This is a genomic window from Arthrobacter sp. YN (genome assembly GCF_002224285.1).
In the GTDB taxonomy this organism is placed as follows: domain Bacteria; phylum Actinomycetota; class Actinomycetes; order Actinomycetales; family Micrococcaceae; genus Arthrobacter.
In genome coordinates this window covers 2,206,993-2,229,225 of sequence record NZ_CP022436.1, presented here as the reverse complement: position 1 = coordinate 2,229,225, position 22,233 = coordinate 2,206,993, and the positions used below count along the sequence as shown (strand labels likewise).

19 protein-coding genes and 1 pseudogene are annotated in these 22,233 nt (G+C 62.5%); 15 read left to right on the top strand and 5 right to left on the bottom strand.

The window, feature by feature from the left end; translation table 11 throughout:
* Positions 1-23 precede the first annotated feature (23 nt).
* Together CGK93_RS10090 and CGK93_RS10085 are read right to left on the bottom strand one after the other, a co-directional pair.
* Positions 24-854, bottom strand: a complete 831-nt coding sequence (locus tag CGK93_RS10090; RefSeq protein WP_089594705.1) for a citryl-CoA lyase — start codon at positions 852-854, stop codon at positions 24-26.
* Positions 851-1,953 (bottom strand): annotated as a pseudogene (locus tag CGK93_RS10085) (CaiB/BaiF CoA transferase family protein). Before CGK93_RS10085 ends, CGK93_RS10090 begins: the two are co-directional and overlap by 4 nt.
* Positions 1,954-2,189: 236 nt before the next feature.
* Here CGK93_RS10085 and CGK93_RS10080 point away from each other — a divergent pair.
* The 5 genes from CGK93_RS10080 (at position 2,190) to CGK93_RS10060 (ending at position 6,519) form a co-directional block, all read left to right on the top strand.
* Positions 2,190-2,993, top strand: a complete 804-nt coding sequence (locus CGK93_RS10080; RefSeq protein ID WP_089594704.1) for an IclR family transcriptional regulator domain-containing protein — start codon at positions 2,190-2,192, stop codon at positions 2,991-2,993.
* A gap of 154 nt (positions 2,994-3,147) precedes the next feature.
* Entirely contained in the window at positions 3,148-4,776 is a 1,629-nt protein-coding gene (mhpA, locus tag CGK93_RS10075) for a bifunctional 3-(3-hydroxy-phenyl)propionate/3-hydroxycinnamic acid hydroxylase MhpA (RefSeq protein ID WP_089594703.1), read from the top strand.
* Positions 4,773-5,189 (top strand): nuclear transport factor 2 family protein, encoded by a 417-nt coding sequence (locus tag CGK93_RS10070; protein ID WP_089594702.1) that lies wholly within the window; start codon positions 4,773-4,775, stop codon positions 5,187-5,189. Before mhpA ends, CGK93_RS10070 begins: the two co-directional genes overlap by 4 nt.
* Positions 5,190-5,239: 50 nt before the next feature.
* A complete protein-coding gene (locus tag CGK93_RS10065) occupies positions 5,240-5,800 on the top strand; it encodes an MFS transporter (RefSeq protein ID WP_157731717.1) in 561 nt (186 codons plus the stop codon).
* Positions 5,797-6,519, top strand: coding sequence for an MFS transporter (locus CGK93_RS10060; RefSeq protein ID WP_157731715.1), 723 nt, complete (start codon positions 5,797-5,799; stop codon positions 6,517-6,519). Before CGK93_RS10065 ends, CGK93_RS10060 begins: the two co-directional genes overlap by 4 nt.
* A gap of 116 nt (positions 6,520-6,635) precedes the next feature.
* Here the strand turns inward: CGK93_RS10060 and CGK93_RS23535 are convergent, their stop codons facing one another.
* Both CGK93_RS23535 and CGK93_RS10055 read right to left on the bottom strand, forming a co-directional pair.
* A complete protein-coding gene (locus CGK93_RS23535) occupies positions 6,636-6,812 on the bottom strand; it encodes a hypothetical protein (protein ID WP_157731713.1) in 177 nt (58 codons plus the stop codon).
* A gap of 669 nt (positions 6,813-7,481) precedes the next feature.
* On the bottom strand, positions 7,482-8,255 hold the full coding sequence (locus tag CGK93_RS10055) for an SDR family NAD(P)-dependent oxidoreductase (protein ID WP_089597348.1): 774 nt from the start codon (positions 8,253-8,255) through the stop codon (positions 7,482-7,484).
* Between the two features lie 248 nt (positions 8,256-8,503).
* On the opposite strand from CGK93_RS10055, the gene CGK93_RS10050 reads away from it, so the two are divergent.
* The 4 genes from CGK93_RS10050 to CGK93_RS10035 all read left to right on the top strand — a co-directional run bounded on the left by CGK93_RS10050 (position 8,504) and on the right by CGK93_RS10035 (position 12,512).
* Positions 8,504-9,841, top strand: coding sequence for an MFS transporter (locus CGK93_RS10050; RefSeq protein WP_089594699.1), 1,338 nt, complete (start codon positions 8,504-8,506; stop codon positions 9,839-9,841).
* Entirely contained in the window at positions 9,841-10,743 is a 903-nt protein-coding gene (locus CGK93_RS10045; RefSeq protein WP_089594698.1) for a transketolase, read from the top strand. The genes CGK93_RS10050 and CGK93_RS10045 overlap by 1 nt, the downstream gene beginning before the upstream one ends.
* Entirely contained in the window at positions 10,740-11,741 is a 1,002-nt protein-coding gene (locus CGK93_RS10040) for a transketolase family protein (protein WP_089594697.1), read from the top strand. Before CGK93_RS10045 ends, CGK93_RS10040 begins: the two co-directional genes overlap by 4 nt.
* 111 nt (positions 11,742-11,852) lie before the next feature.
* Positions 11,853-12,512, top strand: a complete 660-nt coding sequence (locus tag CGK93_RS10035) for a GntR family transcriptional regulator (protein WP_089597346.1) — start codon at positions 11,853-11,855, stop codon at positions 12,510-12,512.
* A 387-nt stretch (positions 12,513-12,899) separates the two neighbouring features.
* On the opposite strand, the gene CGK93_RS10030 is transcribed toward CGK93_RS10035, so the two are convergent.
* Positions 12,900-13,523: a TetR/AcrR family transcriptional regulator gene (locus CGK93_RS10030; RefSeq protein WP_089594696.1), complete on the bottom strand. Its 624-nt coding sequence runs from the start codon at positions 13,521-13,523 to the stop codon at positions 12,900-12,902.
* 190 nt (positions 13,524-13,713) lie between these two features.
* Between CGK93_RS10030 and CGK93_RS10025 the strand changes: the two genes are divergently transcribed.
* The 6 genes from CGK93_RS10025 to CGK93_RS10000 all read left to right on the top strand — a co-directional run bounded on the left by CGK93_RS10025 (position 13,714) and on the right by CGK93_RS10000 (position 22,129).
* On the top strand, positions 13,714-15,042 hold the full coding sequence (locus tag CGK93_RS10025) for an MFS transporter (protein ID WP_089594695.1): 1,329 nt from the start codon (positions 13,714-13,716) through the stop codon (positions 15,040-15,042).
* Positions 15,043-15,081: 39 nt separating this feature from the next.
* Positions 15,082-16,353 carry a glycoside hydrolase family 1 protein gene (locus tag CGK93_RS10020; protein WP_089594694.1) on the top strand — a complete coding sequence of 424 codons (1,272 nt, stop codon included), beginning with the start codon at positions 15,082-15,084 and terminating at the stop codon, positions 16,351-16,353.
* Between the two features lie 73 nt (positions 16,354-16,426).
* Positions 16,427-18,703 carry a family 78 glycoside hydrolase catalytic domain gene (locus CGK93_RS10015; RefSeq protein WP_089594693.1) on the top strand — a complete coding sequence of 759 codons (2,277 nt, stop codon included), beginning with the start codon at positions 16,427-16,429 and terminating at the stop codon, positions 18,701-18,703.
* 314 nt (positions 18,704-19,017) lie between these two features.
* Positions 19,018-20,451 (top strand): carboxylesterase family protein, encoded by a 1,434-nt coding sequence (locus CGK93_RS10010; RefSeq protein ID WP_089594692.1) that lies wholly within the window; start codon positions 19,018-19,020, stop codon positions 20,449-20,451.
* Positions 20,448-21,788, top strand: coding sequence for an acyclic terpene utilization AtuA family protein (locus CGK93_RS10005; RefSeq protein WP_089594691.1), 1,341 nt, complete (start codon positions 20,448-20,450; stop codon positions 21,786-21,788). The genes CGK93_RS10010 and CGK93_RS10005 overlap by 4 nt, the downstream gene beginning before the upstream one ends.
* Positions 21,785-22,129 (top strand): AtuA-related protein, encoded by a 345-nt coding sequence (locus tag CGK93_RS10000; RefSeq protein ID WP_089594690.1) that lies wholly within the window; start codon positions 21,785-21,787, stop codon positions 22,127-22,129. The genes CGK93_RS10005 and CGK93_RS10000 overlap by 4 nt, the downstream gene beginning before the upstream one ends.
* The last annotated feature ends 104 nt before the right edge of the window (positions 22,130-22,233 follow it).

The following is a 22,233-nucleotide window of genomic DNA, read 5'->3' as shown; positions in this document are numbered from 1 at the left end:
GGGCCGCACGGGCCCTGCTGGTTTTAGTTTTCGTCCGGTGCTGGGGGTGATTGAGGATCGACATAGACGGCGTTCCGGTCCACCGCCATGTAGACGTCCATGCCGATCGGGTTCCGCCGCTCCTCGGCGATCTGCCCGAGCAGGCCGGCTGCCCGTGCCAGCAGGGCGAATCCGCGCAACAGATCCGTCGGCAGGCCGAGATCGGCCAGGGCGGCGCCACAGACACCGGCTCCGTTGAGGGGCAGTTTGCGGCCGAGGGCTTTTTCGCTCATCCGGCCGATGGCCTCGAAAAGGCGCAGGTGGGGCCCGCGCAGGCCTTCCTCTTCGGCGATACCGATCAGCACCGGCGTCCGTGGATCCTGGACCTTGTGGTTCGGATGGCCCAGCCCCGGAACGAATTTGCCTGCTGACCGCTGGGCAGTGATCGCCCCGAGTGCGAGGTCATCCCATCCGGCCTCGGTGTCCGGGAGGTCCCCCTCATGGGCGGCGAGGGTGGCAGCCAGGAACTGGCCGCAGTCCTCAGTCACGCCGAGGAACCGTGAGCCTCCACCGAGCAGACCGGCGGCCATGGCTCCCTGGAGAGAATCCGGGGCGCTGAGGTAGGTGAGCCGGGCTGCGATGGCGGTCGGCGTGAAGCCATGATCGGCCAGTGCCACCAGGACGGATTCAAAGACGCGCAGTTCCCCGGCCGCGGGGCGGCGCATCGCCACGAGCCAGAAGGCGAGTTCACCGAAGCTGACTTTTCCCATCAGGTCCGCGGCGAGGTCCTGGCCCAGGAGGCGGATTTCTGTGGCGGTGGATGTTCCCAGTGAGGTCGGGAACTGCAGCTTTTCCTGCTCGAGGATAGGGTTCATGATGCTCCAAGGGTTGAGGCGGTCGGGACGGCGGCGGCAAGCCAAGCACGGATCTCATCGGTGTGTTCGCCCAGCTCCGGCGGTGCCAGATCGTACCGTGCCGGGGTTGCGGAGAACGTGATCGGGTTGCGCACGCCTAGGACGGTTTTGTCCCCGGGGCCGATCTGGACGACGGGCTGCAACCCAAGTTTCTGGGCGTATTCAACGCCTTGTTTAATAGTGTTGATGGGTCCGTTGGGCACGCCGGCTTCGTTCAGCTTCTCGAACCATTCTTCGGCGGTCCGGGTCTTCAATCGCTCCACCAGCAGGGGGCGGAGTTCTTCGCGGAGTCGGGTCCGGTCGGCGTTGTCTACGAACCGTTTATCGTCGGCGAGTTCGGGCACGTCCAGTACGGCGCAGAGCTTGCGGAACTGGGCGTTGTTGCCGGCGGTGATGATCAGGTCATCGTCTTTGGTCGGAAGAGCTTCATAGGGGAACAGGCTCGGGTGGGCGTTGCCCATCCTGAACGGTGTGACGCCTCCGGCAACATAAGCGGAGGTTTGATTCACGAGCCCGCTCATGGCCGATGCCATGAGGCTCGTTTCAATGTTCTGCCCTTCACCCGTGCGGTCACGGTGGTGCAGGGCGGCGAGGATGCCGATGGTCGAATGCAGCCCTGCCATGACGTCGAAGACGCTGATTCCAGCGCGGTAGGGTTCACCATTGGGGTCCCCGGTGAGGCTCATCAGCCCGGACATGGCCTGGACGATCAGGTCATACCCGGGAAGGGCGGCGCCTTCCGCGGTGCCGAATCCGCTGATGGAGCAGTAGATAACAGCCTCGTTGCGTTCCCGCACCGAGCTGTAGTCCAGTCCGAACCGCGCCAGTCCCCGGGCTTGAAGTTTTCAATGACGACGTCGGCGCGCGCGGCGAGCTCCTTGGCAGCAGCGAGGTCGTCCTCGTCCTTCAGGTTCAGCACGACGGATTTTTTGTTGCGGTTGATGGCCGAGTAGTACGTCGAGACGCCGTCGGGGCGGACCGGAGGCACCCATGAGCGCGTGTCGTCCCCGCCCGGGCTTTCGACTTTGATGACTTCGGCGCCCATGTCTGCCAGCAGCATGGTGGCATACGGGCCGGCCAGCACACGGGAGAAGTCGGCGATGACGATCCCGTCGAGGGGGCGGGCAGCCGGGGCCTGGGCGGCCTCCGGCTCGGGAGTGCTTATCACAGTGGTTCCTTTCGGCTTCGAACTCGGATTGTCCGTCTAGCGGACAATCGTCCGAAGATGTGGGATATTTATAGAATGAGCTTTTGGCGCGGATGTGTCAAGGCTCACCAGAGAACAGGAGGTGCGCGATGGCGCAACGGGGTACAGGTCCGGACTTTATCGAGGCACTGGCACGCGGACTGGATGTCCTGCGCTGCTTTTCGCCGGAACAGCCGCACATGAGCCTGAGTAAGGTGGCACAGTCGGCGGAACTGGCGCGGCCCACAGCCCGCCGGATCCTGCTGACCCTGGAAGAGCTTGGCTATGTCAGGGCAACCAACGGCGTCTTCACTCTGATGCCCAAAGTCCTGGAACTCGGAATGGCCTACATCGGGGCGCTCGGGCTCTGGGACATGGCCCGGCCCCACTTGGAAGACCTCGTGGGGAAGACCGGCGAGTCCTCATCCATGGCTCAGCTCGACGGCTCCGATATCATTTATGTCGCCCGGGTCGCCGTGCCTAAACTGATCGCACTCAGGGTCGACGTCGGGACAAGATTCCCGGCGATGCTGACCTCTCAGGGCAAAGTCCTCCTCGCCGCCCTTGCCCCTGAGGACGCACTACGGATCCTGTCCCAGCCTTCCCGGTCAAACGTGCCGGCGCCGAACAGCTCCAATGATGATCAGGTCCTGCAGATTCTGGATGAAGTCCGCCGTCAGGGGTGGGCGCTGGCGGACGAGGAACTGGCCCCTGGTGTCCGCTCCATCTCCGTGGGAGTGCGCGACGGAGAAAATGTGGTCCGCGCGTCGATGAACATTACCGTCCACGCCCAGGAAACAAGCCTGGACAAGCTGACCTCCGAGTACCTGCCCCTGCTGCAGGATGCGGCCGCGGCCGTCGGGAAGGACTGGGCGCTCTGGCAAAACCGGCCGGTAAAGTCCCTGAAGCCCTAAAGCCAGACCCAAAACACCAGGCCCTCAGCATGTGACTCTTGACACGCTTCTTTGCTTTCTGTCACCATCAACTCAGAACAACGTACAAGTGTCCGCTAGGCGGACAGTGGGCTTTCCTCCGGGAAACAGCAACGCAAGCAGAGAGCAAATATTCATGAGCCATTCACAGGGCAAGGACGCCCAATACACTTCAGCCCACGGCGAGGACTTCGATGTAGCCATCGTCGGCTACGGACCGGTAGGGCGGCTGCTCGCCCTGCAACTGGGCCGCCGCGGTCACCGCGTGGCCGTGATTGAACGCCAGCAGAGGGTCTACCCGCTCCCCCGTGCAGTACATTTCGACGACGAAATCGCCCGCATCCTCCAGTCCGTGGGAGCCGGGCCGAACACCATGGCCGAGGTCGTAGAGCCTTACGACGACTTCTACGAATGGCGCAACGCCAACCACGAGACACTCCTGCACCTGGATTGGCGCGGAGCCGGCCCCTCCGGCTGGAATGTCAGCAACTTCTTCTACCAGCCCGGAATGGAGAACTTCCTCGACGCCAAGGTCATCGACCTCCCCTCGGTGACCATCCTGCGCGGCTGGGAAGCGATCACCCACACCGAAACCGAAGACCGGGTCCTGTTGCAGATCCGAAACGCTACCAATGAACGCCGGGAACTCAACGCCCGGTACGTCATCGGCGCCGACGGCGCCAACAGCAAGGTCAGGGACTGGATCGGCACACCGATGACAGACCTCGGATACTTCCACGACTGGCTTGTCGTGGACCTCATCCCCATGGCGCCGCTGCAGATCAGCCCTCCTGCCTCACAGTTCTGCGACCCTGACCGGCCCACCACCGTCGTCCCGGGCGGCCCCGGGCGCAGACGCTTTGAATTCATGCGCCTCGAACATGAGACCAAGGATGAACTGAACACCGAAAGCAGGGCCTGGGAACTCCTGGAGCCCTGGGGCGTCACCCCCGAGACCGCCAAAATGGAACGCCACACCGTTTACACCTTCCAGGCACGCTGGTGCGACCAGTGGCGCCGCGGCCGGCTGCTCCTGGCCGGCGACTCCGCCCACCTGATGCCACCCTTCGCCGGGCAAGGCATGTGCTCGGGCCTTCGGGATGTAGCCAACCTCGAATGGAAGCTCGACCTGATCCTGCGCGGCCTCGCACCCGATTCGCTGCTGGACAGCTACGGACCGGAACGCTCCGAACATGTCCGGCACTTCATCGACCGGTCCATGCAGCTCGGAGAAGTCATATGCCTGACCGATCCCGGCGAAGTCACCGCACGGGACGCAGCGATGGCAAAGGACATCGCGGACGGAGCCTCGATTCCTCCCCGCCCGCTGCCCAAAATCGGTGAAGGCCTGCACCGTGCCGACGCCGGCGGCGGCACGCTCTCTATCCAGGCGCCCGTGCAGGCCGGGGCTGGACAGGCGCTCTTCGATGACGTCTTCGTTCCCTCCGGAACACTGCTCCTCAGAAACGCCGACGTCCGCGCCCAATTGCCCGCGGGCGCGGCCAGCGGCCTCACCGGCCTGGGATTCCAGATCATCGATTTCGGCTTGGAGCCCTCGGATACGACAGCAGTGGACCCCACCGGAGCCTACGGCCAGTGGTTCGATGCCCTCGGCGCCGATGCCGTACTGGTCCGCCCCGACTTCTACATCTACGGCGTCGCCCGTACCCAGGGACTTCCCGCGCTGGTCCAAGACTTCCTCGCAGATCTAGGTGCACCCATCGAGACCATAAAGACCCCCGGTCACAGCGCCACAGCACTGTGACCACACACCCTGCCTCCGGCAGCGCCCCTACGCTGCCGGAGATCCGCCACATCATCGAAGAATCCCTCGCCCGTTACACCCAAGCCATGGACAATCAAGACGCGGAAACAGCCGCAACACTGCTCACCGACGCCGAACTGCACTTCAAAGACAACCCCCCGGTACAGGGGCACCGCGACGTCGCAGGGTTCTTCGCCACTGCGTTTCCCAACCCGTCCCGTACCCGGCACCTGGTCAGCAACCTGATAATCGAAGCGGGCACAAACTGCATCGAATACAGAGCCGTTTACCAGCGATGGTCCGTGGCTGATCCCACCTCACCCCTCTGTGAAGCGCTCGGCCACTATGCCGGCCGCTTCACCCCCGGCGCAGCCGGACTCATATGGTCCGAGCACAGGGTGATCACCAGCTAAACCTCCAAGGCACAACGTCGTGTCTCTACTCCCCACTCAAGGACCCCACCATGACAACACCCGCCGCAGGACAGCCCCAAACCGGCCGATCCCCCCGGCCATACCTGTCCAACACCGCCGTCATCATCCTCTGCATGCTCGTCACGGTTATGGAAGGCTACAACCTCATCGTCTTCGGCGCTGTAGTCCCCCTCCTGCTCCAGGATCCGGGCCTCGGCATCGACGAACAGACCACAGGCATAGTCGGCGGCATCGTCTATCTTGGCGCGCTGGTCGGCGTACTGCTCGGAACCAGCCTCTCTGACCGCTTCGGCCGACACAAAGTCATGGCCGCCGCCGCCGCTGTCTTCGCCATCGGCGCCGTCATGGCCTCCATGGCTCCCAACCCCGAGCTCCTGGGCATCGCCCGGCTTGTTACCGGCATAGGTGTCGGCGGAGCCATCACCACCGCCATGACACTGGCCCGGAACCACGCACCGCATGGCAAGGCCAGCCTGGTCATCACCGTCACAATGGCCGGCGTCCCGCTCGGCGGAACCCTCGCCGCACTCCTAGGCATGTTCGCCATGCCAGTCTGGGGATGGCGTCCAATGTTCCTCGCCGGTGCATGATGACCCTGGTCATTCTCGTCGTCATCCTCTCCTGCCGCATCAGCGAACCCAAAGAAGTCCATGCCACCCACCTGACCCCTTCCCAGAAATTTGCCGCACTCTTCAAGAGCGGCGGTTCCATCATGGTCCTCTTCGTCGCCCTTAGCGCCGTCACCAACATGGTCACCTGGCTGGGCTTGAACGTCTGGCTTGCCGAATCCATGAAGGGACTCGGCTTCGACCTCACCACAGCACTTCTCTTCGTCTTCTCCCTCACCGGCGCAGCAGTACTCGGTTCCTTCATCGCCGCGGCAGCAGCTGATCGGTTCGGATCCGCCAGCGTCACCGTCATCTGCGCCGCACTGACCTTGGCCGGACTCATCGGCATCGTGGCCGGACCGAAATCACTGCCCACGGCCTTGCTCTTCGTCGCCCTCATGGGCATCGGCGGACACTCCACCCAGAACCTCATCAACGCAACTGCATCAGGATCCGTTGTAGCGCACTCCCGTGGCACCATCCTCGGCCTGACCAACGCCATGGCCTTCATCGGCTCCTTCCTCGGCCCTACACTGGGCGGAACCGCATTCGCGGCCAACGGACCCGCGGGCGTCTTTGGCCTCTACATTGTCTCGGCAGCGCTCTGCTTGCTCCTGTGCAGCGGCCTGTATGTAGCCAAGCGTAGCCAAACCCGCCGCGCCGCAGTCAGCACAGAAGAGCGATCCTGGGCGGTCGGTTAAATCTGGGGTGGGAGGCTGCCATCCATCGCAACCTGAAGCCTGAAATACAGGCGGCAGCGTCCGCCTCAACCAGTCAAAACGTCGCGGTGCAGGGCAAAACCAGCCTTGCCTTTCGACTACATCCCGCAGCCGTCGATGACCACATCCACCTGGCGTGTGCCGAAATCCACCTCGATAAAAAGGTGCAACCGCTGCCGGTTTCCTCCTTCGAGCTGCAGATCAAAGCCCGGGGCATCGGGAAGATCGAACGCATTATCACCGACAATGCCTTCGCCACAGGAACGCCAACGCATCCAAGACCGCCGCAGCGCAGATTGGGGGGCAACAGTGGTTCATCAAACCACACTTCCCATGGACGAACGGCAAGTTCGAGTGCTTCAACCAGACCTTGGCAGCCGAATAGGCTTACGCCAAACCATTCGCCAGCAACACCGAAAAAGCTTCAGCGCTAGCCCTGACTGTACTACTACAACACTGAACGCTCCACGCCGCCATCAAGGACACCCCGATCACACGAGTGTCAAAATCTATGGCTGGGTACATCTAGGCGTTCTGCCACCGCAAGGTGTGCCGCACCATTTTGTAAGTGCACTCGACGCTCAGTTCCTGCCGGTGGACCCAAACTTGATACCCTCCGCTGCGGCAAATAGTTCTCGCCCGTTGCTGCTGTCGCTGGCTAGCCACAGTATTGAAGAATCGGGCATGGCGTCGTCGACTATTCCGTTCCTGACGATCTCGAGGTCTTTGCGGATCTCCACTGGGATTCCGATCAATCGGTTCCAGTCACCGTATTGATATGCATCACTTACGGGTTGTGAACTTCTGCGTTCATGCCTGGAAAAGGGATCCACAGCCACCGTCGGGGTGGACGGATCAGGCCCTGACCAAACCGACGTCGGTCCATCCGCGGAATCACTAGCGCTTCTTGTCATGGCCGGGTCCTTAGTGGGTGCGTGGTCCTTTTAGTGGAGGTGGCTGCCGCCGTTGATGTCGATGGTGGTGCCGGTGAGATACGCGGAGTCCTCGGAGGAGAGGAACGTGATGACGGCGGCGACTTCCTCGGTGGTGGCGTTGCGGCCCAGCGGGATGCCGGCGTTGATGGCGGCTTCCTGCTCGTCGGTGCTGCCGACGCGGATGTTGGTGTCAACGGCGCCGGGGGTGATGGCGTTGACGGTCACTCCGGTTTCGCCGATTTCGCGGGCGAGTGCCTTGGTGAAGCCGAGGATGGCTGCCTTGGCTGCGGAGTAAGGGACCTTGCCGAAGACGCCGCCGCCGCGCTGTGCGGAGACCGATGACATGTTAACGATGCGGCCCCAGCCGTTGGCGATCATGTCCGGAAGGAAAGCCTTAGTGACTAAGTAGGTGCCGGTGGCGTTGACGTCCATGACCTTGTGCCACAGCTCGAGGGTGGTCTCCAAGAACGGGACGGGTGAGGTGATGCCGGCGATGTTGGCCAGGGCTCCGACGGGCGGGAGGTTTCCGGCGGCAACTTCTGTGGCGACTGTTTTCTGGGCAACAGTGACGGAGTTTTCGTTGGCGACGTCGATTTCGTGGCCGAATGCCGGGACGTTGAATTCGTTGGCGATCTCGGCAGCAACCTTGGCGGACTTCTCGCCGTCGAGGTCCAAAATAACGACTCCCCAGCCCTGGTCGGCGTAGCGACGGGCGGTAGTCAGACCGATACCGCGATCGGAAGTAGCTCCGGTGAGGACGGCGGTGCGTTGGATAGTGGTCATGGTGCTCCTTGAAAGCTTGTGGTGGACAGCGCTTTGCGCGACGTTTGAGGCGTAGGCGACAAACGTTCCGGAATCGGCACCGTTCGCGCCTTTCGTGATGTGAATCACCGTAAAGGTTTCACTGTCAACAGTCAACCCTAAACATTGACTGTTGACAGTCAGCATGATCTGGATCACTATGGACGCATCAAGTGTTAACAGTCGACAGCGCGGGTTCAAAGCCATCGCTCATCGAAAGGACAACTCCAATGAGCAATGAAGCTCTGAAAATGCGCGGCCACGTGCACGGCACCAAAGACGCCAAGCGCGTCGCCATCGGTTCCGGCGTCGGCGCCGTCATCGAAACATACGACTTCATCGGCTTCGGCACCGCCGCAGCCTTATACTTCGGCACTGCGTTCTTCCCCACCGGCGACCCGGTCACCGGGACGCTGGCCGCCTTCGCCACGCTCGGCGTCGGCTTCGCAGCCCGCCCCATCGGCGGCATCATCGGAGGACACCTCGGCGATAAAGTCGGTCGCAAGCCGGTCCTCGTGGCCTCCCTGATTCTCATGGGCGTGGCCACGTTCCTCATCGGGCTTCTGCCCACCTACGAGCAGGTCGGTCTGCTTGCTCCCGCGCTCCTGGTCTTCGTCCGCGTTGTTCAGGGCCTGGCATTTGGAGCCGAATGGGGCGGCGCTATTCTGATGAGCTACGAGCATGCACCCTGGAAGTCCAAAGGCAAATACACCGGCATTGTGCAGGCAGGGTTCCCCGTCGGCCTTCTCCTTGCGAACATCGTCTTTCTAGTCAGTGTGAACCTTGGTGGTGAGCTTGCTTGGCGCGTACCCTTCCTGGCCAGCATCGTGCTCGTCGCAGTGGGCCTGATCATCCGCTCGAAGGTCCCGGAATCGCCGGTATTCGATGAGGTCAAGGAAAGCGGCTCCATCGTCAAGTCCCCGATCATCGAGGTCATCAAGACCGACTGGCGCAGCATTGTCCGCGGCATCGGCCTGCGCATCGCTGAGACCGCAGGTTACGCCGTCTCCATCACGTACATGATCTCCTACCTGCACACCCAGGAACTGGCGGACAAGACCGAAACACTGGTCGCCCTCTGCATCGCATCAGCTATCGGTATCTTCGCGACCATGGCCTGGGCGAGGCTGACCGACAGGATCGGCCGCCGACCCCTGTACATCTGGTCCTGCGCCTTCGCCGTGCTGTTCGGCATCCCCATGTTCCTGCTCGTCAACACCGGCCTGTTCATCTTCGTGATCGCCACCATCGTCATCTCCTACGCCTTCTGCCAGAACTCCCTCGCCGGCGCCCAAGGCCCATGGTTCCCGGAACTGTTCCAAGCGAAGACCCGCTCCTCCGGAGCGTCACTGGCCTACCAGATCTCAGCCATGGTTTCCGGATTCACACCTTTCATCACCACGCTCCTTTTCGTCAGCATGGGCTGGATGGGCCCGGCCCTCCTCTTCAGCTTCTACGCAGCCATCGGCCTCGGGGCGGCCCTCGTCACACGGGAAACCTGGGGCAAGCGCGAACGCCAACTCGCCGATGAAGCCACCAAAAACACTCCCCAGTCAGTAACCGCCTGATGACCACCACACAAGAGGCCAAAATGACGACCCAAACCACGGCAAGCCCGACAACAGAACGCATCCACGAGGTTTCAGCCACCGCCTACCGAATCCGCCACCACGCCCTGAACATGGGCGAGGTCCAAGGTCAGGGCTATGTGGGCCAGGCGCTCGGCGCCGCCGACATGATGGCCGTCGTCTACGCCGACCAACTCAAGTTCCGCGCCGAAGATCCACACTGGGAGGGACGCGACCGGTTCCTCCTCTCCACCGGGCACTACGCCATCGGGCACTACGCTGCCCTCGCCGAAGCCGGCATCGTCCCCGTCGAAGAACTGGAGACGTACGGCTCCGATGATTCGCGCCTGCCAATGTCCGGCATGTCCACCTACACCCCGGGCATGGAAATTTCCGGCGGTTCCCTCGGACACGGGCTCTCCATCGCCGTCGGCATGGCCCTCGGGCTCCGTGCCCAAAACTCGCCAAACCGGATCATCAACTTCCTCTCCGACGGCGAACTGGACGAAGGTTCCACCTGGGAAGCTGCCATGGGCGCACACCACCACCAGCTCGGTAACCTCACCGCCTTGGTGGACATCAACGCCCTCCAGGCCGACGGTGCCACGGACACGGTGCTGCGCACCGAACCAGTCACCGAGAAGTGGGAATCCTTCGGCTGGTACACCCAGCGGGTAGACGGGAACGACGTCGGTGCGCTGCTGGCAGCGTTCGACAACATCGCCGCCGTCGCGGCGCCAGTCGGGCGTCCGTCAGTGATCCTCTGCGACACCAAGGTCGGACGCGGAGTACCGCTCCTGGAAACCCGCGAGAAGGCGCACTTCATGCGCATCGACGAACACGAATGGCAAATCTGCCGTGAGCAACTCACCGCAGGATACGAAGAAAAGGCAGACCGATGAGCACCACCACGAATGCCACCGCACCAAAACTCAAAACTTCCGCGATGATCGCGTCCTTCGCCGATCCCGGCCAGAAGACCACGTCAGCTCCTTTCGGGCATGCATTGGTCAAGGCCGCCGAAGCTGATTCCCGCATTGTTGGCTTGACTGCTGACCTGGGCAAGTACACGGACATGCACATCTTCGCCAGAGCCTTCCCGGACCGCTTCTTTCAAATGGGCATGGCCGAGCAACTCCTGTTCGGAGCCGCGGCAGGCATGGCCGAGACCGGCCTGATCCCGTTCGCGTCCACCTACTCAGTCTTCGCAGCGCGCCGCGCCTACGACTTCCTCTGCCTCGACGCCGCCGAACCAAACCTGAACGTCAACATCATAGGAGGACTGCCCGGTCTCACCACAGGTTACGGCCCAAGTCACCAGGCCACCGAAGACATGGCGATCTTCCGCGGCATGCCCAACCTGACCATCGTTGACCCCTGCGACTCGGTGGACATCGAACAGGCCGTGCCACAGCTCGCAGCCTCGAACGGTCCCACGTATCTCCGTTTGCTGCGCGGCAACGTGCCCACCGTCCTGGATGAATACGACTACAAATTTGAGCTCGGTAAGGCCAAGGTCCTTCGCGGCGGCAACGACGTCGTGTTCGTCTCGAGCGGGCTCATGACTATGCGGGCACTACAGGCAGCCGATGCATTGGCGAAGCACAACGTGGACGCGGCCGTGGTCCACACGCCCACCATCAAGCCCTTCGACTCCGCTACTGTGTTGGCCGAACTGAACACCGATCGTCTTGCCGTCACGCTCGAGAACCACAGCGTTGTTGGCGGCCTGTTCGAAACTGTTGCATCCGCCGTCGTAAGTGCCGGCCTCGGCAAACGCGTGGTTCCCGTCGCGCTTCCGGACCAATTCCTCGACGCCGGAGCGCTCCCCACACTCCACGACCGGTACGGGCTGACTGTGGACCGCATCGTCGCGAAAGTGCTCGCTGAGCTAGGCTAGGTAAACTCCCATAACGAAAGCACGGTCCCATCCAGGGCCGTGCTTTTGTCGTACCATCGAATCAACCAAACGACTGTAAACAGTCGACTTACAACACTGAGGACTGTGGCCATGGCCGGACTGACAGCACCCCTGCTGGGACTGGAAAAAACAAGCCTGCGGGAACAAGCGCTCTCGGCACTGCGCACAGCCATCACCAGCGGGGAACTGAAGCCGGGGCGCCACCTGGTAGAAACAGAACTGTCGGAGATGCTCCAGATCAGCCGCGGAACCCTCCGCGAAGCCCTACGCCAGCTCGAACAGGAAGGCCTGCTGTCCGCAGGTCCCCGTGGCAGGCTCTCAGTCCGCCATCTCGATGAAAAGGAAATCCGCGACATCTTCGCCGTACGGGCCGCCCTCGAATCCTTGGCCGCCCGCACCCTATGCGAACTCCCGGACCGCGCACACGCCATCGAGTCACTGCACCACAAAATCGACGTCATGGCAGCTGCCCAGGACTCGTCCTTGGAGGAACGGGTCGAATCAGACATGGACTTCCATCGCACGTTATGCCAACTGACCGGCAATGAAACCCTGCTCCACTCCTGGACCGCACTCGAGGGATCCATCCGGATGTCCATCATGTTCGCCGGACCGGAAAAGGGCGTAAAAAACATGAGCGTAGACCGCCACCGAGACATCGTCTCCGCTATCAAAACAGGCGATGCAACTCTCGCCCGCCAAACCATCCGCGAACACATGGACACAGCCGCCGGCAACCTCGTAACTTAAGCAAGCAAGCCGCGGGTTGCTCGGCGCAGGGCGAGACCGACACTCTGGATAGTCCTCTTCGGCCGTAACCGGGAAACCGAGGGCACCCGGCCTGGGCCAGTTCATACGATCTGTCGGGGTTCCATTTCCTTAGAACGGGGACGAATGTTGGGAGAGGTCCCCTACCACTACCGGCGCTGTCCGCCCATGTGTGAGACCCAGACCGATCCTGCCTTCCGCTGACAAGGTTGGGAATACGAGACGTACTGACCCGTGATGTAGTCGTACGGCTGCCGGCCGAAAGCCAAATGGTGCACAAAAAAGATCGCCGATCCGTCTAACTGTGCCTGCTAATGGCGCCAACTGACTGTCCATGGATACCATTTACCCCGAGATTGCCACTGGCCTTCAGGACTTGATCAGGTCCATGAATGCCTGCAGATGTTCAGCCATATCCACGGAATCGTCGTAAAGCCAGCTCAGCTGGATGCCATCCACGAGTGCAGTGATCTGTCGTGCAAGCACCGCGGGCGAAACCCCATCGCGTAAGCGCCCGGCAACCCTCTCCAGTTCCAATTGGGATCGCACTGAGTCTACAAAATCCTCGTTGCGCCTCAGCAGGAAGTCGTGGGCTGGATGGTCGGGGCTGATGGCTTCTGCGCGCAGGGTTGCGTCGAGGTGGATGACGCCACGGATTCCGGCGTTGTGCCTCATAACGGCAGGCACGGTTTCGAGGAGCCCTTTCTCGCTGATGAGCTCTTCGCGCCACGGTCCTTCGCGCTCTTCCCGGAGGACAAGCACGGCCTTCAGTAGTGCTTCCTTGCTCCCGAAGTGATGGAGAAGTGCAGTGTGACTGGTGCCGACGGCCTCCGCTATCTGGCGGATGGATAGGCCCAGGTACCCCTTTTCGGCAAACACTTGGAAGGCCGCCTCCACCAGCTCGGCGCGTTTCTTTGCACCGTTTGCGTAGGGGGCGCGCTTCCCCGTTCGGCCCGGCGTGCGGGCAGTCTGTTCGCCGGTTTCCAGATCCATGTGTAGACCTCCTCTGAGACGAGGCTACCAAGTTTCTTTTCCACTTTGGTAAAGAAATCTCGACGAAAGTATTCCAATCTGGTCAAAGTTTGGTTAGCTTTGCAGGAAGACATCACGGGCCGATCCGCAAACAGCCCGCATCACCGGTCACAAAGAGCCAACGGTGGCTCTGGTCCAAAGGAGGATTTTCATGGGTGACCCCATAGCCCAGGCACAGGTCAAGGAACCTGCCGGGCGCGCAGCACTTGACGCAACAGCCCCCACAGAAGCCGCCACATCGCCGTCGAGCACTGCGACGCAGCAGCCACTGTCCAGCAAGAAGACCATGGCCTTGGTCCTCATCGCCGCCTTGGGCATGTACATCATGAGCCTGACACTGGGCACGGCGTTGTCCCTTCGCCTGGCAGTCGTCGACCCTTCCGGCAAGGAGACAAGTTATGGCATGGCAGTTTCCATCAGCTCACTGCTCCTGCTCGTCACTATCCCGCTGACGGGCGCACTGTCCGACCGCACTGCGGGCCGGTTTGGCCGCCGCCGTCCATGGATCATCGGCGGGCTGGTCCCCGCACTTCTCGCCGCAGCTGTGATCGGCACCGTGCCGTCCACGCCGGTGATCATCCTGGCGTACATCGTCGCACTGGTCTCAGCTCACGCCGCCTTCAATGCCTATGCAGTCATTCCCATCGAGGCCCTCCCGGACAACAAGCGGGCACGTGTCATGGGTGCAATGGGCATGGCCGGTGCGCTGGCGATGTCCGCGGGGTCATACCTCGCTGCTTGGTTGGTGGACGCCCCGCTGCTCATGATGTGCGTTCCCGTTCTGCTGGCCCTTGTCTGCAGCATTCCGCTGTTGGTGCTTTATAAGGACCCGGCGAAGACGCGCGCCGAGTTGCCTCCGCTTGACCTTAAGGGGCTGGCGAAGTCGTTCCTCGTAGATCCGCGGAAGCACCCTAACTTCGCCTGGGCCTGGGTTTCACGCTTCCTGGCCGGCATTGCGATGACGGCACTGTTCGCCTACTTCATCTTCTTCCTGATGGACGGGCTCGGTATGCCGATCGCCGAGGCCGGAAAGAGTGCCGGCTTGCTGACATTGATATCGGCGCCTGTCAGCATCCTGTTCTTCACCGCTTCCGGCTGGCTCTCAGACAAGATCGGCCGGCGCAAGCCGTTTGTGATCGCTGCGGCGCTTCTCATGGCTACTGCGCTGGTGCTTGGCGCCACGGCGTCCACCTTTGAACAGTTCGTCGTGGCCTGGATCGTCTTTGCCATGGGTCAGGCCATGTACCTCACCGTCGACCTCGCCCTGTGTGCTGCTGTCCTGCCCGATGCCCGTGACACAGGCAAGGACATGGCAGTCTTCAGCCTCGCCCTCAGCATCCCCAACATCATTGTCCCCGCAGCAGCTCCGGCGATCCTCGCCATCGGCAGCGGCCACAACTACGGGCTCCTCTGGTTCGCAGCCGCCGCGCTATGTGCCATGGGCAGCATCACCGTCACGTTCATCAAGGGTGTCCGCTGACCAGCGGGCAACCAACCACAAGCCTCGAAGAGGAAAACCATGACCACTTCACAGTCCTTCCCCGCCGGCTTCCTCTGGGGAGTCGCCACCGCCGCCCACCAGGTTGAAGGGAACAACGTCAACAGCGACACCTGGTTCCTCGAGCAACTGCCCGGCACCATCTTCGCTGAACCCTCCGGCGACGCGATCGACCACTACCACCGCTACCGCGAGGACATCGCCCTCATCGCCAGCCTCGGGTTGACCACCTACCGCTTCTCCTTGGAATGGGCGCGGATCGAACCTGAGGAAGGACAGTTCTCGACGGCGGCACTCAACCACTACCGTCGTGTCCTGGAGGCGTGCCACGAGCACGGCCTGACGCCGGTGGTCACCTTCCATCACTTCACCTCGCCGTTGTGGCTGTTGGCCGCTGGCGGTTGGGAAGACGCGGCGACACCGGCTCGCTTCGGACGCTACTGCGACCGGGTTACTGAGCACCTCGGCGAGCTGATCGGCGTCGCCTGCACGCTGAACGAGCCCAACCTCCCGTGGCTATTGAAGGAAATCGGCATCGGTGGCGGTCCCGCCGAGACTCGAGGCCAGGTGCCCATCTGGGCTGCCGCAGCCGAACGCTTGAACATCGAGGCCGCGAGGGTGGCCCCATTCCAGTTCACCGTCTCTGAGTCAGGCTTCGACGTGAAACTCGCAGCGCACCATGCCGGCCGAGATGCCATCAAGGCCCGCTACCCCGAGCTCATGGTGGGTTGGACCCTGGCCAACACGGACATTCACGCCGCACCGGGTGGAGAAGCCAATGCGGACCGCATCCGCCGCGAGGTCAACGAACGCTTCCTGGAAGCCTCCCGGGGAGATGACTTTGTGGGAATCCAGACGTACGGACGCACAGTATTTGGAGCTGATGGCCTTGTCCACGCCGAGGACGGCGTCCCCACCAACCAGATGGGTGAGGAAATCTACCCGGAAGGCCTGGAGGCAACCATCCGCGAGGCTGCCCGCATTGCGCAGATCCCCGTCATCGTGACCGAAAACGGACTGGCAACCGAAGACGACACCCAGCGTCTGGATTACCTGCGCACTGCTGTTGCCGGCGTCGCGTCCTGCTTGGCCGACGGCATCGACGTTCGCGGCTACATTGCTTGGACTGCGTTCGACAACTTCGAATGGATCTTCGGCTACGTCCCTAAGTTCGGCCTGATCGCGGTGGACCGGGCAACGCAGGAGCGCACCCCCAAGCCCAGCGCGCATTGGCTGGGTGGCGTGGCGAAGAGCAATGGGGCATCGCTGGATCTCGCAATCCAACCGGCATAGACCTGCCCGCCTGACCCTGTTCACTACACCTCAGTACCGAAACCGAACCCGTAACAACTCTGGAGATCACCTGATGACTACCTGGCAGGCCCGCATGATCGCTGCGGACAACCACCTTGACGGCGCACCGCTGCTTCGCGGCGAGTTCCAGCTGGACCAAGGACATGGAGACGTCGAGTCCGCAACCTTGTTCCTGTCCGCCCTTGGCGTGGTGGAGGCATGGGTCAACGGCCAGCGCGCCAGCGAGGACCTGCTCACCCCGGGCTGGTCCAGCTACGAATGGCGGGTCCGGTACAGCGAACTCGACGTCACCGAAATGGTTAGCACGACGACGGTCCTTGGACTGGCGCTCGGAAACGGCTGGTACAGGGGCCGGCTGGCATGGTCAGGTGGTTCGAAGTACTACGGCGAGGAGCTCGGCGCTTTCGCCGAGTTGCGGGTACGGTTCGCAGACGGCCACGAGCAGGTCATCGGCACCGACGAGTCCTGGGCGTCCGGACCGTCGGCCACCACCGCCAACGATCTCTACAACGGACAGTCCATTGACGCCCGACGTTTCAACGACGCGTGGCTCGCTCCCGGGTTCACCTCCGACGAATGGTCTGCAGTGCGCATCCTCGACGACGACCTCAGCCGGCTCGAGCCCTACATCGGCCCTCCGGTCCGCCGCCAGTTGGAGCTGAAGCCACTGAAGGTGTGGACGTCGCCCGCTGGCAAGGTCTTAGTGGACTTTGGCCAGAACCTGGTGGGCTGGGTCCGGGCATCGGTGAGCGGTGCTGCCGGTGAGGTGGTGACGGTCCGCCACGCAGAAGTGCTGGAGGACGACGAACTGGGAACCCGGCCCCTGCGCTCGGCCGAAGCGACGGACCGCTTCACGCTCTCCGGTGCACCCGACGTCTTTGAGCCCACCCTGACATTCCACGGCTTCCGATACGTGGAAGTCGAGGGCTGGCCAGGAGGTGCTGACGCACTGCGCGACGGCGGCCTCACCGCCGTCGTCATTAGCTCTGACATGTTACGGATCGGCACCTTCCAGACGTCGGATACGCTCCTCAACCGCCTGCACGAGAACGCGGTGTGGGGTATGCGGGGCAACTTCGTGGACGTTCCAACCGACTGCCCGCAGCGCGACGAACGCCTGGGCTGGACCGGTGACCTCTCAGCCTTCGCGCCGAGTGCGGCGTTCCTCTTCGACAGCCGGGATTTCCTTCGTGACTGGCTCCGCGATCTTGCACTGGAGCAGAGTCATGACCATGACCTTGTGCCGTTCGTTGTCCCCAACGTCCTCAAGTACATCGAACAGCCGGCCGAGTTCGGCGCCCCGGATACAGCAGCGTTGTGGAGCGATGCTGCAGTGTGGGTTCCGTGGGCCCTATGGACTGCGTACGGGGACAAGCGTGTGCTTGAGGAACAGTTTGAATCCATGACCGGGCATGCCCGGCGGCTTCGGAGCAAGCTCTCCCCCAACGGTTTGTGGGACACCGGATTCCAGTTCGGAGATTGGCTGGATCCCGACGCCTCACCGGACCAGCCCTGGGCCGCAAAGGCTGACAAGCATGTGGTGGCGACGCTGTGCGCCTTCAGAACCGCATCGCTCGTAGCTGCCGCTGCTGACGTTCTTGGTGATGAAGGGGCGTCCGCCGAGTTTGGGGCAATGGCCCGGGACCTGCAAGAAGCATTCACGGAGCACTACGTTTCCGGCGGTGTCATTACCAGCGACTGCACCACCGTCTACGCACTGGCCATTGTTTTCGGAATTCTCGGCGAGGCAGATCGAGAGTTTGCCGGTCATCGCTTGGCCAAGCTAGTGGAAAAATCGGGCTTCCGGATCTCCACCGGTTTTGCGGGCACACCGTTCGTGACGGACGCACTGACGGACACGGGCCACCTGGAAGAGGCCTACCGGCTTCTGCTCCAGACCGAAAACCCGTCCTGGTTGTACTCCGTCACCATGGGCGCCACCACCATTTGGGAGCGCTGGGACTCCATGCTGCCGGATGGCACCATCAACCCTGGCGACATGACCAGCTTCAACCACTACGCACTTGGCGCAGTGGTGGACTGGATGCACCGGACCATCGGAGGACTGGCGCCACTGGAACCGGGATACCGCCGGATCCTCATCGCACCGCAGCCAGGTGGCGGACTCCAGTGGGCAGAGTCCAGCCTTGAAACTCCTTTTGGATTGGCCTCCGTTCGGTGGGACCTCGTTGACGGACGCCTGAAAGTCTCAGCCACGGTACCGGACGGCAGCGAAGCCGTCCTGCGGCTTCCTGGTATGGACGATGAGATTGTCGGCCCCGGCCAGCACACCAGGAACGGACACCCCGCGGAGCTCACCTTTCATTGAGTGAAAACCCCGCATTGCGCCACCGGCGCGATGCGGGAAGCTATAAGCAGGCACACGGTCTCACGTAGGCAAGAAGCCACCCGGGCCACGAAGTCTTTACTTAGTGAGGACAGTGTCCAAACTAATCGTGAAATGGTCCCTGACGACTGGTTTCGGACCGTGATATGGACGGTTTTTGCAATGAAGCAGCACCTAACGAGATCAATATCTACTGTCCGGCGGACCCGCTCGAGGAGTGGGCATAATGCGGGCTTCAAGTTCACCACTGCGGTCGAGACAATCACCCGCTACCCCGCTCTCAGAAAGAGCTCGCAATGACGTCACCTGCGGTTATGACCGTCCACGGGCCGGTCGTCGGAACTCTGGACGAAGGCATTAACTGTTTTCTGGGAATTCCATACGCTGACGCCGCGCGCTTCGCAGTAGCCCGTTCACCCAAGCCCTGGGATCAACCGCTTCAAGCCACCCGGTTCGGGCCGGGTCCAGCGCAGTTTCCTATGCCGTGGCTACCGAAAAATCTCGACCTGTCCGAGGACTGCCTCACACTCAACGTCTGGACCCCACGCGACGCACCGGAAGCGACCCTGCCGGTGCTGGTCTGGATCTTCGGAGGAGGATTCGAGGGCGGACTGAGCGGAACCGACATGTTTGCCGGCCATGCCCTAGCCCGGGCCGGCGAGGTAGTAGTCGTCACCATCAACTACCGAGTAGGGGCATTAGGGTTCGCCTCGCTGAAATCCCTGGGCGGACCTTATGGTGAAGCCAGTAACCTGGGGTTGACAGACGTCGTCCTGGCATTGAAATGGGTGCGGGCCAACATTGGGTCGTTCGGCGGTGATCCCGGACTCGTCACGGTAGCCGGCGGCAGCGCAGGCGGGTTCCTGGCCGGGGCACTGCCGGCAACGCCCTCCGCCGATGGCCTGTACCAAAGGCTGGCACTCTTCAGCGGCGGCGCCTCACGCCTCATCCCGGCAGATAGAGCCGACGAGATCGGAGCCTCCATCGCTGGCCACGTTGCGGGCGGCAATCTCATCGATGCGCCACTCAGCGAACTATTCGAGGCACAGCGCCGCGTGATCGCCACCGACATCGGAGCACGCAATGGGGTCCGTCCCCAAGCGTTCGGTGTGGTCCTCGATGACGGGGACGCCAACGGGGTACTCAAAATGCACCCCCTGGACGCCTACCGAACACCAGCGGCACAGGAGATCGACGTGTGGGCGGCAGCAAACGCTGACGAAATCAGCCTATTCAGGACCTTTGATCCCAATTTTGATCCTGTAACCGAAGACGAGCTCATAGGGCACCGGAATGAGTGGGGCGTGGACCACGAGACAGCGACGGCGATCGTCAGCCCCTACACTCAGGAATCCGCAAGCATGGGTGAGGTACGGGAGCGACTGCTGACTGACTGGATATACCGTCTACCGGCCGCCCGGCTAGTCGAAGCGCACACCGCAGGTGGCGGACGCGGTTACCTGTCCCTCATCGGCCGGGCAGACGGCAAGCCCGCCGCCCATGGCTGCGAAACCTCTGGCATCTTCGGCCGCCAGCCGGAAAACGAGACTGGCCCGGAACGCCACAGGGCAGCTGAGATCACGCGGGCAGTTATTGACTTTGTCCGGACCGGCAACCCGGGATGGCACAGCGGTGTTGACGAGGCCCGAACCTTTGGAGACTCCGGCATCAATGCCGGCGAGACATACCGCAGCATACTGAGCCGGTGGGCAGGAGTCGCACGACCATGAACACACCTGATATCTTCCGGATCGGAGCAGGCAGCGGGTTCGCCGGCGACCGGTACGAGCCCGCCGAAATCCTCGCCCGCCACGGCAACCTCCATGCTTTAGTGTTCGAATGCCTGGCCGAGCGCACCATCGCCCTCGCGCAGCAGGAGCGGCACCTCAAAGCGGGAGAGGGCTACGACCGGCGGTTACTGCGCCGGCTTCGGTCCACGCTCCCCCTTGCCACGGGCATGCGGATCCTGACGAACGCCGGAGCCGCAAACCCGGTAGCGGCCGGTCTAGCCGTCCGCTCCCTGGCCAAGGAACTAAACCTCCCGTCCTTACGGGTAGCCGCGGTATCCGGCGACGACGTGCTCTCCTCGCTGAACTTTTCGGACTCCCAGATCCTCGGAACCGAGGAAACCCTTGCTGATATCGGTGACCGAATCATTTCCGCCAACGCCTACCTCGGGGCTGATGCCATCATGGGCGCACTTACCGCAGAAGCCGACGTCGTTATCACCGGCAGAGTCGGAGACGCCGCCCTCTTCCTGGCGCCGCTGATACACCACTTCGGCTGGAACAAGGCCAACTTGGAACTCATGGCAAAAGGCACCCTCGTCGGACACCTGCTTGAATGTGCGGGGCAACTCACGGGCGGGTACTTCGCCGATGGACGAACCAAGGAAGTCGAAGGGCTCGCTAGCCTTGGCTTCCCGCTGGCAGAGGTATCCCCCACCGGAGCAGCCGAATACTCCAAGATTGACGGCACCGGTGGCCTGATCGACCGCCGCACCGTCCTGGAACAGCTTCTCTACGAGATTGACTCACCGGACGCCTACATCACCCCCGACGTCATCGTGGATCTCTCCGGCGTCAACATCACTGAACGCGGTCCGAACCGGGTCCACGTCGATGGAGCACGTGCCGCCGGCCGTCCCGACCAGCTCAAGGTAAGCGTGGGCGTACGCGACGGGTACCTCAGCGTCGGGGAAATCATCTACTCCGGCCCCGGGGCCTTGATCCGCGCCGAACTGGCGGCACGGATCCTCACGGAACGCTGGCAAGAGGTCCACGGCTACTCACCCGCCCGCTTGCGCGCCGACTACGTGGGGCATAACTCCACCAGGTCCTGGTGGACCCCCACCGACTGTGAGCCCCCTGAAGTCCGGCTCCGAATGTCCGCCACGTCCCTGGACCAGCAACAGGCCGTCGTGCTGGCTGAAGAAGTAGAAGCCCTCTACACTAACGGCCCGGCCGGCGGCGGAGGCGTAACGACTAGCGTCAAACAAACCATAGGCGTCGTCTCAACCATGATTCCCCGTGAAAGCGTTAGCCCCACAGTGGAGGTCTTCGAATGACAACGCAAATCATGCTCGCCGACGTCGCCCACGCGCGGGCAGGGGACAAAGGTGACACGTCCATCCTCGTCGTTGCCCCTCTCAACCCAACCGACTACCAGAGACTTCAAAAAGCACTGACAAAGGAACTGGTTGCCGCCCATTTCGGCACAGCCAACTACGACGACGTGCGAATAACCCCTGTCGCCCACCTCGCGGCCGTCGTCATCGCAGTCGCCAACCGGCTCGCCGGCGGAGTAACCCGCTCGCCCACCACCGATCCCCACGGGAAGACATTATCCAGCCATCTACTCGGGCTCATGGTGCCTTGGCCACACTACGCCGACGGTGACGCGAACTAGCCAATTTCTGCTGCCGTGGAAGAACCCGTCGGCCCGTGCTGGGGCGCACTCCTTTCCCCATTTCCACTGTCGTGCACGGTTGTGCTGGGGCCGGTCGCGAGTGC